Genomic DNA, 17,563 nt, shown 5'->3' with positions numbered 1-17,563 from the left:
GGATGTTTTTTAGTCATTTATATGATGAGTGCTTTTGACTTTCCACAATATGTAATCTGCCAACTCATCACATTTATCTGTTTTTTAATGATCCTTTGTCATAAATATAATCAAATAATTAGCAATGTCATTCATCACATATTGAAGGGCAGAGTGCATGATTAATTGGTATAAAAAACATTGTTTAATTATAAATGGGTTGCTTATTACAGCGCTAACGCTTGTGCTGTATATTTTATTTGGTCCTATTGCTGCATTTGCATTATTACTGCTGCCATTTGCAGGATACTTAGCGGTTAAGATAAGTACTGTATTTATTATTTTTTTTATTCTATTTAGTTATTTTAGATTACACGAAGCCTTTGTTTTTTTAATGCCCCTCAAAATACCTAAAATGTTGGCGCTCGCCTCGCTGTTAGGAATTACATGGCATTTGTTTATTTCAAAAACCTTAAAGCCGCATTGGAGCTCAACACATCTGATTTTTGTTATTTGGTTTGCTTGGCTTACGGTGTGTGTGTTTAGTGCAACAAACAAAGGGCTGGCAATAGAGTATTGGATAGGGGTACTGGTTAAGGTATTTATTATGGTGTTTGCTATCAGCTGGTGGCTAACACGGTTCTCTCATTTTAGTTTTGTTCGCATGGGGATCATGATCTCTGGTGTTGCTGTTGCATTGGTTGCTTTAAACAACAAAATTAATGGCATTGGTCTAATTGAAGGTACTCGGGTGACTATTTCTCGTGAGTATCGCTCACAACTGGGTGATCCAAACGATTTATCTTTAGTGTTAATGTTTCCCGTTTCTTTTTTAGCCGCTGAGTTATTCAATTCACAAGTTAATAAATACCGTCGAATATTTGCAGCAATCGGTTTAATTTTTACTATTTCTGGTGTTATTGCTACGCAAAGTCGCGGTGGGGTATTAGGAATTGCGGCTATCTTAAGCTTCTTTTTATATCAAAAAGTAAAAAATCCTGTCGTTGTTGCAATGTGTGCAGGTGTTGCGATGTTAGCTATGATGGTTTTTGCTGGTATAAGCGACAGGCAAAGCGGTGGAGCTGCAGAAGATGGGGTTGATGAATCTGCAATGGGTCGAATATACGCGTGGCAAGCGGCAATTAATATGGCGCTGTCGAACCCCTTAACAGGCGTTGGTGTAGATAACTTTTTTGTAAATTATTACTTTTACAGTCCTCATTGGGATGGCAAGAATCATGCAGTACATAGCACCTGGTTTCAGGTTTTAGGTGAAACAGGTTTTGTTGGAATATGTATATTCCTGGTTTTAATTGCCAGTATTTACCGAAGTCTTTCGAGAGTTTATTGCATTAATAAACTTAACTACAACCACCAAGTTGTTGTTAATGCTAATGCATTAAAGGCTGGCATTATTGGGTTTATGGTTGCTGGTACATTCCTAACACAAGCATTTACTTGGCCTTTATATATTATTCTGGCACTAACAATTGCGCTAGAAAAGCTCACAATACAAAGCAATAAGGAATCGTAGTATGTTAATACATTTTAAATACTGGCTTAAGAATAGCCCTCATCCTGTTGCGAAATCGCTGTTTTATTTTGCAACTTATCTTCGCAATCCACAAATGGTGGTTATTCCGTTATTTCACTCTGGATTCTATTACCTACATCAATTTTTAAAAACATTTTCCCATGAATTACTAAGAATACTTTATTACACCCCACTGTTTAAAAGTCAGATAAAAGGGAGTAAAAAACAGTTGTTTCTTTACTCAGGTATGCCACAAGTTTTAGGGGAGCTTAAAATTGAGTGCAGCGATAATGTACGGATGTCGGGTATATCGACTTTTTGTGGGCGGATGGGTAGCGTTACCACGCCAACTTTAGTTATTGGTAATAATGTAGATATAGGTTGGCAGAATGCATTTTCGGTAGGTCGAAATATTACGTTAGAAGATGATGTGCGGCTCGCGGGACGTATTTTTTTAGCTGGTTTTCCTGGCCATCCAGTTAATTGTGAACGAAGAGCACTTGGGGAGAGTGATGATGAGTCTCAAATTGGCGACATTACTATTAAACGTGGTGCGTGGCTTGGTACTGGAGTGACTGTTCTTGCTGGCGTTACTATAGGCGAGGGGGCAATTATAGGCGCAGGAAGCGTTGTTACGAAAAACATTCCGCCTTTTACTATTGCAGCAGGTAATCCAGCTAAAGTGGTCAAACACATCAAGGAATAATAATATGAAATTTATCGTTTTTGGCGAAGATTGGGCAAGTCACCCGAGTAGTACGCAACATTTATTTTCTCAATTGGCTAAGAATCATGAAATACATTGGGTTAACTCAATAGGTATGCGAAAACCTCGCTTTAAATTACACGATATAAAACGAGTTTGGGGAAAGTTTAAGCAGCTTTTTAGTAAACCTGAAAACACGGTAATTAAAACACCTTCGACGATGCAAGTTTACCGATTACCAGTCTTGCCATGGCACGATAATCGCTTTGTGAGGCGTTATAATAGGTGGGTTTTTTCTTTTTATTTTAAAGATATTCAAAGTAATGGCCCGTTAACGTATTGGTTAAGTGTGCCTACCGCAGAATACTTTTTCACTAAAAAAGCACAAGACACCCTTATTTACTACTGTGGTGACGATTTTAATGCATTGGCAGGTGTCGATCCTAATTTAGTGTCATCCTTTGAGAAAAATTTAATTAAGAAAGCCGACCTAATTTATGTTGTGAGTGATTTTTTAAACAATAAAATGCCGGCTCATAAAACAAAGCTACTTCCCCATGGTGTGAGTTATGATTTATTTACGTCTGATGTAAAGAGAGCCCCAGAAATAGATGTTTTAAATGGACCAGTAATTGGGTTTTATGGAAGTATTAATCAGTGGTTAGATATCAGTTTATTAACAGCGCTTGTTGCGGAGCGACCAAATTATCAACTGCTTTTGGTCGGAGATATTGTTGCTTGCACATCTGAGCTAATGCAGTTTAAAAACGTTACACATGTGCCAGCTGTTGATCACGAACGTTTAGTGGAGTTTTCGGCACATTGGGATGTGTCTATTTTACCATTTGTAAATAATGAGCAAATTAGAGCATGTGATCCGTTAAAGTTAAAAGAGTATTTAGCCGCAGGAAGCCCGATTGTTGCCACGGACTTTCCAGCCGTAACACGTTATAAGTCGAATATTTACATAGCAAAAAATCAATTCGATTTTATAAATAAAATAGATCAGGCAATTGCCTTAGATAAAGAACAGTTAAGCTCTCTTAAATCAGCGCAACAGGACATCGCTAAAGATCATAGTTGGGAGTCAAAAGCATTGCTCGTTCAACATGATATTTTAATGTTAAATAAAGCGCCTTAGGCAGTAAACGATAATCTTGGCGCAGCCTGTGCAACTACCTTCTTAAAGTACGCTATTTGCAGCTTAAATTTTTATTATGCAAATAGCAGCTAAATTTCGCATAGCAATATGCAAATGTATAGGTAGGGTTTATGTTAGTAAGAGAGCAAATAAAAAGGTTACTTTATTTAACCTTGTATAGTGTTTATACAAGGGCAAAGCTATTCATTTTACCACTTTTGATTGTTCCTTCAGTCGTGATTATCTTGGCTGTGACTGCGCAAAAGCAATACACAAACCATGCAACTATTTTAATAGAAGAGTCTTCGTTACTTAATCCATACCTGGATGATTTATCTTTTTCTTTCGATTTATCAAATCGAATGGCGGCGCTTAGAACACTTGTAATTAGCCGAAAAGTACTAATAGCTGTAGCAAAAGAAACAGGCTTAATTTCTGAAACGGCTACCTCAGCTGAGATAGAAAAAATCCACCAAGAGCTTTCTCAAGCACTTTCTTTATCACTTGTTGGCGATGAACTTGTTCGTGTGAACTTCATATGGCATGACCAGACAAAAATGAAGATGGTGTTGGAGAAAGTGGTCGAAAAATTTATTGAAAGTTTATTAGCCCCAACAAGAGCATCACTTGATACATCGGAACAGTTTTTTTATCAGCAACTAGTCAGTCTTCGGGATGAGCTTGAGGTATCGGAAGAATCACTGGCTATGTTCAAAACTAAAAATAGTAACACTCTGCCTGCCGTTTTACACAGTAACCGACAAACATTCGATAAGTTATTGAGTGACCAACAGCAAAAATCTATCGTTTTATCGGGTGCGCAAGCCAAACTTAAAGCGTTGACAACAAAAATGGGACAAGCCAATCCAATCCTAGGACGTATTGAAGAAAAAATTATTGCAGTAGAGTCTGAACTTAGCTTTTTAAAAACACGTTATACAGAAAAGCACAGTAAGGTAATTTCAAAAAAAAGAGAGATGCAAAGTATAAGAAATCGTCAACAGTCATTAATTGAAAGTAGCAAAGAGCTTGACCTTACTAACCTTGATCAGCTTTGGCAGATGGCCAATACCTTACCCAGTGGCGGGGATAACGAAAGCAGTGTACTTGTCTCTCAAATTCTTAATTTAGAAGAAGCAAAAAACTCAGTTACTCAGCACCAGCAAGAATACAGCATGCTCGAACAGCAAGTTAATACAGTAAGCGAAAGACTTTTAGTGACAAGTGATATTGAAAAGCAATTAAGAAAATTAGAACGTGATTACGATGTTAAGCAATCATTATATAAAGATATGTTAAGCCGTTACGAAATGGCGAAGGTAACAGGAAAGTTAGTTAAATATGAAGGCCCAGATAAAGTAAAAAACATCGAGCGTGCATATAGCCCGACACAACCTATCAACACATCTTTTGCCGTATCAATTATTGTAGGCATCATTTTAGGTATCTTTACAAGTAGCACAATAGTGTTTGTTGCGACTTTATTCGATAGCCACCTTAAGGATATTCAAACCATAGAGAAGCTCTCAGCTCTTGAGGTCGTGACTATTTTACCCATTGTTAGAAATACTCCTGTGGATTTGGTTTTCAATTCATCAGTGAACTCTATTGATCAGAGGAAATAACATGAATGTATTACATTTGGTTCAACATTTCAAAATAGGTGGCCTTGAGAAAATGGCCGCGACACTAATGCAAAAAAGTCAATTTTCTGATACGAGTGTTTTTGTTTCACTCGAAGGAAGTTTTAGTGAAGCAGTTAGAGACTGGCCGCAGCTAGCTGCGTTTGAGCACAGATTAATTTGCCTAAATAAGGCTGAAAAATTTGATCTAAATACAGTTCGAAAACTGTCAGCTCTTTTAAAAAAACACAATATAGATGTCATCCATAGCCATCATATAGGGCCAATGCTTTATGCAAGTATTGTAAGTTTAAAAAATCGCCAGATAAAGCACGTTTCGACTATCCATGACGCGTGGTATTTAAAAAGTTTTAAGCAACGTTTAATAACTAAATTATTAAATAAGCTAACAAAAATACACTGGGTCGCGGATGCACAAGTTGTGGCGAAGGATTTTTATAACGAAACAGCAATTAGAACCGATAGAACAATCCTAAATGGAGTCGATTTTAAACAGTTTTTTAGTACCAATGAGTTGGACGCTCGGCATGAATTAAATTTACCTAAAAAGGTGAGTTTGATTGGTTGTTCTGCTCGTTTAGAGCTAGGGAAAGGGCATTTTCCGCTTATAAGGGTTTTATCTTCATTGCCAGCAAACATCGAATTAGTGTTTGCTGGCAGTGGTAGCTTACGCAGCAAACTTGTTGATTATGCTAGCTCATTGGGTGTTTCAGAGCGAGTACATTTTTTAGGTAATGTACAAAGCATGCAATTATTTTACTCTGCAATCAATGTAATGTGTCTTTACTCACAAAGAGAGGGGTTACCGCTATCAATTTTGGAATCTATGGCGTGTGGTAAAGCTATTGTTGCCACTGATGTTGGGGGGATCAGCGAAGTATTAACCCATAAGCAAGGTGTATTGGTTAAACCAGGCGATGAAATGGGGCTTAAACTTGCGGTTATTAAAGCGATTAATATGAAACAGGGAGAATGTATAAGGGAGCATATTTTTTCAATCGCTGATGCTAATAAAATGAGTGAAGAGTACGACCATTTTTATAATGGCTTACCATCGTAAGGGGAAAATCATGACTTATTTAATAATTGTTCTCATGGTGTTGATTGTAACCGTTGTGTACCATCACGTTGGCTATTTAGCGCTGTTAAAGTTGGTTAGTCGACGGGCTCATAAACGTATATTCCCAGAGGGGAATACAAGAAAAAATAATCGATTTGGTATTTTGGTGTGTGCTTTTAATGAGCAAGAACACATTAAAGAAAAATTACATAACCTCGGCGCTATGCTCTATAACACTGAGCTTTATGCCATTCATGTTTATTTAGATGGATGTACAGATAACACATACGAAGAAGCGATGTTAGCTCAATCACATCTTGCTCAGCAAAACGTAGTGTGCCACTTGCATTATAATAAACAAAACCAAGGCAAAGCACATGGTATTAACGAGTTAATTACACTAACTAAATCAAATTACGACGTCTTGCTGTTTACCGATGTGAGTGCCTTATTAAGTATTGATGTATTAAATAAAATTGATACTGATTTTAAAGATCCTGATATTAAGGTCATTACAGGTGTTTATGTTCTAGATGAACACGCAACCCCAGAGCAACAACACTATTGGCAATATCAAAATAATGTAAAAAGTATGGAATCATCACTTGGTGCGGTGATTGGTGTGCCAGGAGCCATGTTTGCTATTCGTTCAAAATACACAGATATATTGGATGAAAATACAATAAATGATGATTTTATATTGTCTATGAAAGCCTTAAAAAATGGCGGCAAAGCGGTCGTAAATAGCGATATTAACATTATTGAAAGAGAGTGCGATGAGCAAAGCCATGACTATGCTAGAAGAGTGAGATTAGGAGCAGGCAATTGGCAACAAATTAAAATATTATTTGAGCTATTCAATCCTAGATTAGGGTGGGTTAGTTTTAACTTTATTTCACATAAAGTTTTGCGTGGCGTAATGCCAATATTGCTTGCTTTAATTTATATTTTACTGTTTTCAATGGCATTTTTCTCGAACTTATTGTTAGTTAAGTTGTTGTGTTGCGTGATTGTAGCCGTCCATAGTCTCTTTGTGATTAAAAATACCCTCAACATTAAGGCCAAGATCCCTATCGTTGATAAAGTTAATTATATTCTTAATGCTTATTTTTTAGCGTTATGGGGCATTATTAAATTTGAACGTGGTGATTATAAAAAACACTGGGAAAGGGTTCATGATAGAGAAGCTGAACCAAACGTCAGCATTAAAGTTATAAAACGCATAATTGATATTGTTGGCTCTGTGGTAGGACTAACTTTACTGTCTCCGATCATGCTTTTAGTGGCTGCAACAATTAAAGTAAGTTCACGTGGACCGGTACTGTTTAATCAACTTAGAGTGGGAGAGAGTAATGATAACTTTGTTGCCCTTTTTAATGTCCTTAAATTTCGCTCGATGGTGGTTGATGCTGAAGTAGCAAGTGGCGCGGTATGGGCAAGTAAGGACGACCCTAGAATTACACCTATAGGGCGTTTCATTCGTAAAACGCGTTTAGATGAATTACCTCAATTATGGAATGTGCTGGTAGGCGATATGTCACTCATTGGTCCTCGACCAGAGCGACCTGTATTTTACTCCAAGCTTGAAAAAGATATTCCTTATTTCTCTCAGCGTACCTACGGTATAAAGCCAGGTATATCGGGGCTTGCTCAAGTAATGAATGGATATGATGAAAGTATTGATGATGCAAGGAAAAAAATAGGTTGGGATTATGCTTATATGTTAAGTACATCATCTCCACGTAGTTGGTTTTATATGGAATTGACTATTTTTTTGAAAACACTCGTTGTTATATTTACTGGAAAAGGGCAATAATTATTTTTGCATAATGCAATCCTACTTTTAAAAGGGAATTGCATTATGCTTTACTATCCTCAAGTGCTCCCACCGACAAATGAAAAGCCATTAATTATCAACAACTTAAAGTTGGTTCGTTTCTTGTAATAGTTATATTGAATTTAATATTTAATAGGTAACTACGATGATAAATTTAACCAGTGAAAATGAACATAAAATAGTATCGCTTCCAAATGACTTTTCAGGTTTTACTGTTGATGGATTTAAAGATGAATTTGAAGAGCTAGTTGATACAGGTACAGACTTTATTATCTTGGATTTTTCAAAGACTGAGTTTATTGACTCTTCGGGTATTGGCGCGATTGTCTTTCTTTATAAAAGAATAGAAAAAAGAAGCCATAAATTGTCATTACTCAATGTAACTGGGCAGCCGTTTAAGCTAATGAATCTTCTAAGAGTGGATAAAACCATTCCATTTATTGATTCGCTTTAACGATAAGGAGAGCGATATGAAAGCACACATTTTTTTCATCATAACCTTGCTTTTAAGTGGGTGTGCTTCTTGGCCTGATGAGGGGCAAGGGGGTTGGGCCGAAAAATATCAAAACTATCCATTAAATGATGAGCAAACAGATAATAACTTTACACAACCCGAAGATGTGGTGAGAAGTGAATTTGAACACCTTGTTTTTAAATTAGAACTTTTAAAGTCACAAGATATAAAAGCATGTATGCCTGCACAGCTTTTAAAAGCTCAAATTTACGAAAATCGTATTCGAAGGCTTATAGCTGCGCAAATGTGGGAAGATGCAGAGCATGACTTATTGATTCACTACCATGGGCTCAATCAACTAACAAACCATTTTGATACGGTTCAAAAGCTCACTCATTGTGCAGTTAATACCACTTCAGAAACGACTGTATCTAGTGTTAAAAAACAAGTAGCGGATTTACTAAATAGTGATAATCAATTTGCATTTAATGCGTTTGAAATAACCCCTAAATATGCAGCAAGGCTTGCTCAAGCTGCTGATTTAGCTAAGCAACTAGATAGTATTTCAATTTTGTTAGTGGGTCATACTGATTCAGTTGGTGAAGGGAATAATAATTATGAGCTTGCATTAAAAAGAGCTGAAACAGTAAAACATTGGCTCGTCGTTTATGGTGTTAAAACTCAAAGTATTACCACACTTACACAAGGAAGCTTAAAGCCCTATAGCAAGCAATCCCCAACGGAAAGTGTCCGCCATTCTGATAGGCGAGTTGAAGCGATAGTCCTCAATGCAAGCAATAATAATATGCAAGGTGATAACGCTAAAGCACTTGTTAATTGGACAAAAATTATTAAAAGCAAAGAGGAGTAAATTATGAAATATATATTCGCGATTGCGGTGTTTATTTTATCATTCAGTGTTTACTCAGCTTCTGATGAAAGTAATGCCATAGTGCAAGTGGGAAATAAGCTTTTTCTATATATTCCAGGTGAAGCAGAATTTGATACAACGTTTGAAGTGGATAAAAGAGGACAAATTAACCTCCCAGAAATAGGCCAATTTAATGTGGCTGACAAAACGACTATGCAAATTGAAAGTGAGTTAACCCCCGTACTTGCTGAACTATTTGTTGCAATGGATGATTTTTATGTAGCGATCCACAGCAGAGATATTCTTATTAATGTACTTGGTTATGTAGTGACACCATCGCAAGTGAGTATTCCTGATGATGGCAATATTCAAATGGTTATCTCTAAAGCAAACGGTTTAAAACCCGGTGCTCAGCTAGATAGAATACAGATAAGGCGTGGTAATGAGGTAATTGAATTTGATTATAAATCATATTTAGATACAGGAAATATTAGCCTGTTACCTTCTCTAAAAAGCAAAGATACTGTGTTTGTGCCAGTATCGCCTTTGCTTGGTAATGTGCAAATAGACTTTGATGCGCAAACACTCAGTGCAACAGGGGATGCCAGTGATAGCAGCGCGATAACTATTCTAGGTGAAGTACATAATCCAGGGAGTTTTTCCTTTAAAGAAAATATGAGTATTTTAGATGCACTGATGCGCGCAGAAGGGGTCACTCGTTATGCTGATGTAACTAAAATAAGAGTCATTGTTGATAAAACACCTGTTATTTTTGATTTGAAAGGGTACCTAGATAAACCCTCAAATAGCACTATGCAACTGCTAAAACCTGGTTCTACTGTGTATGTGCCTATTATGGTTGATGACGTAAACACAACGTCACGTACGGTTTATATTATGGGAGAAGTGCAAAAACCAGGCGCGTACGAAGCGGCCGATAGCACAAACTTTTTAGATATTTTAGCCAATGCAGGCGGACCAACACGATTTGCTGAAACTCGCCATATCAAAATATTAACACCAGAAGGAGACAGTATTTTATTTGATTTACAGCGTTATAGCGAAGGCAGTGTAACGACCAAAGTACCAGATTTAAACCCTGGCGATGTAATTTTTGTACCTGAAAAAACAGATGTTAACGAAAAAAGCTGGCTTAAAATTCCGACTAAACGAGCTATCAAAATAATTGGTGCCATACATTCTCCAGGTCGATACGAATGGAGTAATGAAATGGATTTTACAGACTTAATAGCTCATGCAGGGGGGCCTACAAAAAGCGCTAATATCAATGATATAAAAATACTGCGTAATGGTGATGTTACACAACGCTTTGATCTTGAAAAGTATACTATTACTAATGGTGACACACCGCTGCCAAATTTAGTTGCGGGTGATACAGTTATATTTGAAGAGCTACCAGTTGATCCGTCGGATAATAAATCCCAATGGATCCGCCAAGAGTCGAGTAAGTCTATTTATATTATGGGGCAAATAGGTTCGCCAGGTCGTTACTCGTTTAACGAAAACATGCACTTTATTGATATTTTAGCTGCAGCAGACGGCCCAACATCGACGGCAGATATTCGTAATATTAGAATCACTCACCGTAATGGTAATCGAGCTAAAGTAAGTAAATTAGATCTCGCCATGTACTTTGAAACAGGCGATGAAACTTTGTTTCCTAATGTATTACCAGGAGACACCATTTTTGTACCTGAAAAAGACAAAGATTGGCTCCGTACACCTAAAGAACGGGTAGTACGTATAATGGGGGCTGTGCAAAAACCGGGTCGATACAATTTTGACGATACAATGTCCATTTTAGATGTATTAGCTGAAGCAGGCGGCCCTTCTAACTCAGCATTGATAGATAAAATAGTTGTCGTTAATCATTCATGTTGTAAAGAACAGTCTCGTGTATTTGATTTAGAGGCGTTTATTAAATCACCAAATTCAGTAAATATTCCAGTATTAAGAGCGGGTGATACGCTTTACATACCAGAGAAAGGGCAGGATTTACTTAGTCAATTTAAAGATAACTTTTTAGATGTTATTACTATTCTTGCATTAGTGGTGGGCTTATGAAATTAATACCAAAACAGTATTATGAGCTGGAAGTTATATGTAACATGATGATTGATAATTCAGCTCGTTGTATCACTTTTATCTCTTTATCAGGTTCAGAAGGGTCATCTAGTGCATGTGTTAGTGTTGCTAAGCGATTACAAAGCCAACTTAAATCAGTGCTAATAATTGATTTAAACCCAATCAATACATTTTGCTCAGATGATAAGTTACCAACAATTTCTAAACCATGGTGCTTTGATGATATTTCTTGTCAATTAGGCGTGACTAATTATGAAGGTATCAGTTTATTAACCATTAAAAACCTAGCTAGGATTGAACCGGCGAAGAACAAACATGTACTAAATGACGCAGTTGATCGGCTAAAGCAAGAATACGATTATATATTAATTGACATGTCACCGGTGTTAAAATTGAACAGGAATAATGTGCCACTGCATTCCTTAAGTTTATGTAGTGAATTAACCTTCGTTACCGTGGGGCTGGGGGTTAACGATGAAGAGTCGCTTTGCAAAGGTGTGAGAGAATTAAAGCAAGCAGGGCATAGCAATATCAAAATATTGATAAGCCAACATAATTTTGCGCCATTAGGTGAGCGTATAGTTAAACTTTTAGAAAAGCATACGACAAAATGGCCAAAGTTATGTACTACTCTTAAAGCAAGAATTAATAAACAAAGATGGTTGTTTGAACATCATTGAGGGTGCAATGGATATATTATTTGAAAGACGCTTTGAACTACTATGGCCAACATTGACTGAGATTCGCCTCATTCTAAAGCACGTTTTAAGAGCGCTCAATGTAAAAAAGGATGAGGTGGATGCTGCGGGCTTAGTTACTACAGAGTATTTAACAAATCTAATTAGACACAACCAAGGTTCTGAGCATCAAATTTTATTACGTATTAGCCAGCCTAGTAGCGACAGCTACATATTAACATTCATCGATGAGCTAGCCCCATATAACCTTTTTAAAAACAACAATTCATCGTGGAAAATAGACTCTGGAAAACTCGTTGAAGGAGGAATGGGAGTTGAGTTAATTCGTTATTATTTTAAGGACGCAGATTATATAACGAAAAATGGCAAAAACTTTTTTTCATTCCCTTTAGAGCAAATAGATAGGCGTCCAACGATTATCTACGTTGATGATGATGTCACTCAGCTTGCCCTCATGAGCGCTTATCTAAATGATAAATTTCAAGTGATTGCCTGTGAAAGTATAGAATCAGGATGGCAGGCAATTTTAACCGCTGACGCAAGTATTTTATTACTGGATCATAAATTAAAAAATGGGACATGTGAGCCCTTATTAGAAAAACTTAATAAGTCTAATTTAAAGTCGCAACTATCAGTTGTTATGTTAACTGGCGATGACAGTGATGAAGTGATACATAAAATAAATCGCTTAGGTGTTGACGATTATTTAATTAAACCGATTAAAAAAAATAAGTTACTACAAAGCATCGAACGTGTAACTCATCGTTTTGCTTACTTGTCTTATCAAACTACTTTTGAGTCAGCGCCTTCTAAAATTCATTTACAAGATGAGAAAACCGCTCATATTTTTGGTTCAATTAGTTTGGGTAACGGCGGCGATTTTTTTATGCCCATTAATGATGAATGTAGTGCTTTTATTCTAGGTGATATGATGGGACACGGATTACAAGCATTAAAAGAAAGCTTTGCTATTAAGGGTTTTATAAGTGGCTTTTTGGCAACCGGTCTTCCTTATCAAAAAATGTTAGTGGCTTTAAATAACGCGATCTATAAACAACAGCTATGTAAATCTAGTTTAGTTACGCTTGTCATATTTTTTTTAAAAAATAATAAAATATATTGGTTAAATGCAGGTCATCCTCCACCTGTCGTTTTGCGAAAAACAGGCGAAATTTGTCAATTAAAAGGCACCGGTCCGCTGCTTGGTCTCGCTCAAGATCATAGTTATACACTTTATGAAGCAGCGCTTGATAACGTTGAACATATTTTACTATATACGGATGGCTGGACTGAAAACCGCTTTACCGATAAAGATGAAATATGTGAATTAACTAAAATTATACCGTTAGATAAACACGCTCATGCCGAGTTTGCTAACACGTTATGGGAAAACTCACAGGTTACGCTTTCAAAAGAAATTGATGATGCTTCGCTTATTGTAATTAATTGAATTTGCTTTAATTAACCTTTTATAGTTAAATCATTACAGATTCACAGCTTCTTTTTGGCTTGCTAACAAGGAATTAACTATGCCACCAACAGTGTTAATTGTCGAAGATACTCAATCTCTTGCAATGATGTACCAATCATATTTATTACCGACAGGAGTAAATACACTCGTGGCAAGTGATGGTGCAACTGCAATAGCGATTATTAATAAGGTTCAGCCTGATCTAATCGTGCTCGACGTAATGCTACCGGATATGAATGGATTAGATATCCTTGCTACATTTGATCCAGAAAACTGCCCACAAGTTGTTGTATTAACAGGGCATGCTACAAAAGAAATAGCAATTCAGTCAATAAAGCTAGGTGCATGTGACTTCCTAGAAAAACCAATAGAAGCCGACCGTTTTCGGATTACAGTTAATAATGCGTTAAAAATTAAAAACTTAAAACAAACGGTTAGCCAATACAAAAACAAATACGAAAACGGAAAATACTTTGATTTGATTGGTAGTTCAAAACAGATGCAATCTGTTTATCAAATTATAAGTTCTGCTTCGGCCAGTAAAGCCACTGCATTTATTACAGGTGAAAGTGGTACGGGAAAAGAGCTATGTGCTCGTGCAGTTCATCAAGCTTCAAATCGCGCTGATAAACCTTTTGTTGCACTAAACTGCGCGGCTATCCCTAAAGATTTAATTGAGAGTGAAATTTTTGGTCATTTAAAAGGTGCTTTTACGGGGGCAATTGCGAATCGCGTTGGCGCTGCAGGTCAAGCCGATGGTGGAACATTGTTTTTAGATGAACTTTGTGAAATGGACATTAACCTACAAAGTAAATTACTTCGCTTTATACAAACAGGTAGCTATCAACAAGTTGGCAGTGAGAAAGTTGTAAAAGTAGATGTTAGATTTGTGTGTGCAACAAATAGAGATCCATTAGTTGAAGTGGAAAGTGGCCGGTTTAGAGAAGATTTATATTATAGATTACATGTTATACCTATTGAATTACCGCCACTAAGAGAGCGCGGCCAAGATATTATAGAAATTGCTGAAGCTTTATTTGTTAAAATAGCGAAAGACGAAGGTCATCCATATAAAGGCATGGCAGGGGGGGTTAAGCAATTACTTATGCAATATAGTTGGCCTGGTAATGTAAGGCAGTTAGAAAATGTGATTCGTAATGTATTGGTACTCCATCCTGAGGCATTTATAGATATTGATATGCTTCCCGCTTTACCTGAAAATTCAAAAAAAGCGATTGAACCAGCGCCAATGAGTATTCAAACTAAACCTGCGAATATATTAATTGACGATTTACCAAATACACAAAATGATGTTAAAGCATTATGGTTAGCTGAAAAAGAATATATTGAACGTGTAATAAAAATATGTTCATCAAATATACCTAAAGCCGCTTCACTACTTGATGTTAGCCCATCGACACTTTATCGAAAGATTAAAAGCTGGGAAGAAAATGAATAGTTTATTTTCCTGTATACGCTTGGTGAAGCAATAAAAATTGTTTTTTACCAGAGAAACGCTCCTCTAGCATGTTATATGCGTCATTTAATAAGTTAACTTTTGCTTGGGGAGGGAAATCAATTAATTGCTCTATGCTTTTTTGACAATCTTTAGCATCACCAACACTCATTAAAAAACCAGTTTTGTTATTTTTAATGATACTTGGTATAGCGCCAACAGCACTGCTTATAACCAGTTTATGCTGAGACATTGCTTCTAATAATGTCATAGGCAAGCCTTCTTCTCTAGAACAAATAAGTAAGACATCTATTTGATTCCATATATTATTGCGTTCAGTTAAGCCATGATAATGTAGGTTGTTTATAACAGGTATTTTATTTTTTAGAGGGCCGTCACCAAAAATGTGAAATTCAACATTGTTAGACTGTTTCATGTTTTCAGCTAATTGAAAAAATATATCTGGTCCTTTTTCATAAGAAAGCCTGCCAACAAACCCAATCTTGATAGTTGATGTATGAATAACCGGTTTTGAAGGCGCTGGTAAAGAGATAAAATTTTCAAGTAATTTTACATTGCTAATTGTATTTTTTATTTTGTTTGAGACCGCAAAATTTATAGATAACGATGAAAGCCATTGATCTAGTTTATTATAATATTTAACTTTTCCATTCCCAACTTCGCCAGCATGGTATGTGCTAATACAGCGTTTGTTGATAATGTTACATACTAATCGGCCTAATATACCTGCCTTATAGCCATGCGTATGAACGACAGTGTTGTTATCATAACTGAGTAGTTTATTAGCGAGGTTTTTAATTTTCCCTTGTAAAAAGTCATACCTTATGTTTTCTTTAATCAATAAATCATAAAATTTTTGATTGCCATGATTTTTATAAAATAAAATTGAGCTACGAACATTATTTTTACTCAGTAGTTTTGATAATTCAACGATGTGGGTTTCAATCCCCCCAACATGGAAGAGTCAACAAACAAAATAACTTGGTAATTCATAATAAACTCCAAAAGGTAGATATGATAGATTTAGCGGTAATAGAACAGCTCAAGAATGATATTGGCGACGACACAGCTGTTGAACTACTAAAATTTTTTGTCGACGAATCAAAAAAAACAATGGCGATAATACTTAATTCAAATGAGCGTGATGAGATAGAAATTAACGCACATAGTCTCAAAAGTAGTTGTTATAGCTTTGGTGCGATAGCGCTAGGTGATACATGTAAATATATTGAGGAACTTATAAAAACCGAGCACTCAAAAAAGGATTTACATAATCTTCTAGAAATAGTCGAAGTGCAAAGCAAGCAAACATTCAACGAAATGGCATTTATTATTGCAAGCAATCAAGATTGCTCACAAAGCTGAATTGGTACTTTAAGTAACTCCGAGAATATGTTTTTTAGTTCGTCAATATCATGCAAATGTTCTCTGGACTGTAGTGCATTTTTATTGTCATTAAAAATCTCTTCAATTGCAGAAGGTGAAATACTTAAATCGTATATTTTAAAACCTAGGTGCTCTTGTAGCCAGTCGATCCCAGTAGTTGACGTGTGTTTCATGACGCTATTTTCTAGTGTTGTGTTCTCAATGAAAATACGACAGGCAGATGTTTCTTGAATAGCTAAAGAGATCTCTTCTACTAAAAAGGCAGGCATAACACTTGTAATAATACTGCCTGGACCAATTATGATTAAATCGGCTTCCAAAATAGCACTTACGCACCCTGGCGCTGCGGGCACATTTTTAGACAAATGCACTTTTGTTGGTAATGTGTCTAACGCATCAATAGCACACTCACCAAAGACCTCTTTATTATTTTTAAGGGTGGCGATTAGATCTGTAGGGATCTCTGTCATAGGCAAAACAGTTTCTGAATTACCAAGTATTGCATTAAAGTAAGCAACAGCTTTGGTGGGAGATTTGGTGAGCTCAGTTAAGCCCAACAACGTTAAGTTGCCTAAACAATGGCCGTCTAACACACCTTCTGAAAACCGGTGTTCATAAATTGAGTTAAGTGCCTTTCTATTTTCTGCAAGTTGCAGACAACAGCGCCTAATATCACCCAGAGCAATGCATTCTTGAGATTCCCTTATTTTTCCCGTACTTCCCCCGTTATCAGTTGTTGCGACAATTGCTGTTAAATTATTACACATTGGTTTAATTGCGCTTAAAACCTGCGCTAATCCATGACCGCCGCCTATACACACTATTTTCATTGTTATGCCTTTGTGTTTTATTTTCCTAACTTGATATAGCAGGAATTATTCCAAGACACATAAATTTATAATCTATTGATTTATAATTATTTAATGAGTTCTAAAAGAAAAGGGTCCGGTTGTTATTGCTCTTTTTTGCAAAGTGCAATGCATTTTGATGAGAAAAACTACAATGCAGAGTCATTCAAATATAGGTATAGGAAGGTGTTCAATCTAGGGGCGATTTAATCGCGGCGTGAGGTTTGTAACCTAGTGGGCTCGGTAACTGCTTCTGCGTTACCCTAATGACTTACATCCATGTAAGAATAAGTAAAAACCGAGCAAAGCTTCCGTGTCCTGCTCACGCCCCTTACCTAAATCCATTTAGGTA

The 17,563-nt window shown here is 36.4% G+C and carries 15 protein-coding genes; 13 read left to right on the top strand and 2 right to left on the bottom strand.

All coding sequences use genetic code 11. From position 1 onward, the window contains the following. Nucleotides 1-157: 157 nt before the first annotated feature. The 12 genes from AOR04_RS10335 (at nt 158) to AOR04_RS10280 (ending at nt 14,959) form a co-directional block, all read left to right on the top strand. Nucleotides 158-1,513 carry an O-antigen ligase family protein gene (locus AOR04_RS10335; RefSeq protein WP_096793285.1) on the top strand — a complete coding sequence of 452 codons (1,356 nt, stop codon included), beginning with the start codon at nt 158-160 and terminating at the stop codon, nt 1,511-1,513. Between the two features lies 1 nt (nt 1,514). Next, the gene (locus tag AOR04_RS10330) at nt 1,515-2,219 is read left to right on the top strand and encodes an acyltransferase (RefSeq protein WP_096793284.1); all 705 of its coding nucleotides are present in this window, start codon (nt 1,515-1,517) and stop codon (nt 2,217-2,219) included. Between the two features lie 4 nt (nt 2,220-2,223). Then, nucleotides 2,224-3,360 carry a glycosyltransferase gene (locus AOR04_RS10325; protein WP_096793283.1) on the top strand — a complete coding sequence of 379 codons (1,137 nt, stop codon included), beginning with the start codon at nt 2,224-2,226 and terminating at the stop codon, nt 3,358-3,360. 131 nt (nt 3,361-3,491) lie between these two features. Next, nucleotides 3,492-4,985 carry a GumC family protein gene (locus AOR04_RS10320; RefSeq protein WP_096793282.1) on the top strand — a complete coding sequence of 498 codons (1,494 nt, stop codon included), beginning with the start codon at nt 3,492-3,494 and terminating at the stop codon, nt 4,983-4,985. A 1-nt stretch (nt 4,986) separates the two neighbouring features. After that, the gene (locus tag AOR04_RS10315; RefSeq protein ID WP_096793281.1) at nt 4,987-6,063 is read left to right on the top strand and encodes a glycosyltransferase; all 1,077 of its coding nucleotides are present in this window, start codon (nt 4,987-4,989) and stop codon (nt 6,061-6,063) included. Between the two features lie 10 nt (nt 6,064-6,073). Beyond that, nucleotides 6,074-7,879, top strand: coding sequence for a sugar transferase (locus AOR04_RS10310; RefSeq protein ID WP_096793280.1), 1,806 nt, complete (start codon nt 6,074-6,076; stop codon nt 7,877-7,879). Between the two features lie 166 nt (nt 7,880-8,045). Beyond that, the gene (locus tag AOR04_RS10305) at nt 8,046-8,354 is read left to right on the top strand and encodes an STAS domain-containing protein (RefSeq protein WP_007375204.1); all 309 of its coding nucleotides are present in this window, start codon (nt 8,046-8,048) and stop codon (nt 8,352-8,354) included. Nucleotides 8,355-8,370: 16 nt separating this feature from the next. Next, entirely contained in the window at nt 8,371-9,225 is an 855-nt protein-coding gene (locus AOR04_RS10300) for an OmpA family protein (RefSeq protein ID WP_096793279.1), read from the top strand. A gap of 3 nt (nt 9,226-9,228) precedes the next feature. Continuing rightward, nucleotides 9,229-11,310, top strand: a complete 2,082-nt coding sequence (locus tag AOR04_RS10295; protein WP_096793278.1) for an SLBB domain-containing protein — start codon at nt 9,229-9,231, stop codon at nt 11,308-11,310. After that, nucleotides 11,307-12,011: a ParA family protein gene (locus AOR04_RS10290; RefSeq protein ID WP_007375201.1), complete on the top strand. Its 705-nt coding sequence runs from the start codon at nt 11,307-11,309 to the stop codon at nt 12,009-12,011. The genes AOR04_RS10295 and AOR04_RS10290 overlap by 4 nt, the downstream gene beginning before the upstream one ends. A gap of 7 nt (nt 12,012-12,018) precedes the next feature. After that, a complete protein-coding gene (locus AOR04_RS10285) occupies nt 12,019-13,479 on the top strand; it encodes a SpoIIE family protein phosphatase (RefSeq protein WP_008135518.1) in 1,461 nt (486 codons plus the stop codon). Nucleotides 13,480-13,558: 79 nt separating this feature from the next. Further along, nucleotides 13,559-14,959, top strand: a complete 1,401-nt coding sequence (locus AOR04_RS10280) for a sigma-54-dependent transcriptional regulator (protein ID WP_096793277.1) — start codon at nt 13,559-13,561, stop codon at nt 14,957-14,959. Nucleotide 14,960: 1 nt separating this feature from the next. Here the strand turns inward: AOR04_RS10280 and AOR04_RS10275 are convergent, their stop codons facing one another. After that, a complete protein-coding gene (locus tag AOR04_RS10275; protein WP_232525535.1) occupies nt 14,961-15,890 on the bottom strand; it encodes a glycosyltransferase in 930 nt (309 codons plus the stop codon). A gap of 101 nt (nt 15,891-15,991) precedes the next feature. Here AOR04_RS10275 and AOR04_RS10270 point away from each other — a divergent pair, with 101 nt between their 5' ends. Beyond that, nucleotides 15,992-16,342, top strand: coding sequence for an Hpt domain-containing protein (locus AOR04_RS10270; RefSeq protein ID WP_007375197.1), 351 nt, complete (start codon nt 15,992-15,994; stop codon nt 16,340-16,342). Here AOR04_RS10270 and AOR04_RS10265 read toward each other — a convergent pair. After that, nucleotides 16,321-17,193: a gluconeogenesis factor YvcK family protein gene (locus AOR04_RS10265; RefSeq protein ID WP_033037793.1), complete on the bottom strand. Its 873-nt coding sequence runs from the start codon at nt 17,191-17,193 to the stop codon at nt 16,321-16,323. The genes AOR04_RS10270 and AOR04_RS10265 overlap by 22 nt on opposite strands. Nucleotides 17,194-17,563 lie beyond the last annotated feature (370 nt).

The organism is Pseudoalteromonas sp. 1_2015MBL_MicDiv, assembly GCF_002407505.1.
GTDB lineage: Bacteria > Pseudomonadota > Gammaproteobacteria > Enterobacterales > Alteromonadaceae > Pseudoalteromonas > Pseudoalteromonas fuliginea.
The sequence above is the reverse complement of the archived record's forward strand: the minus strand, read 5'-3'. Positions and strand labels throughout refer to the sequence as shown.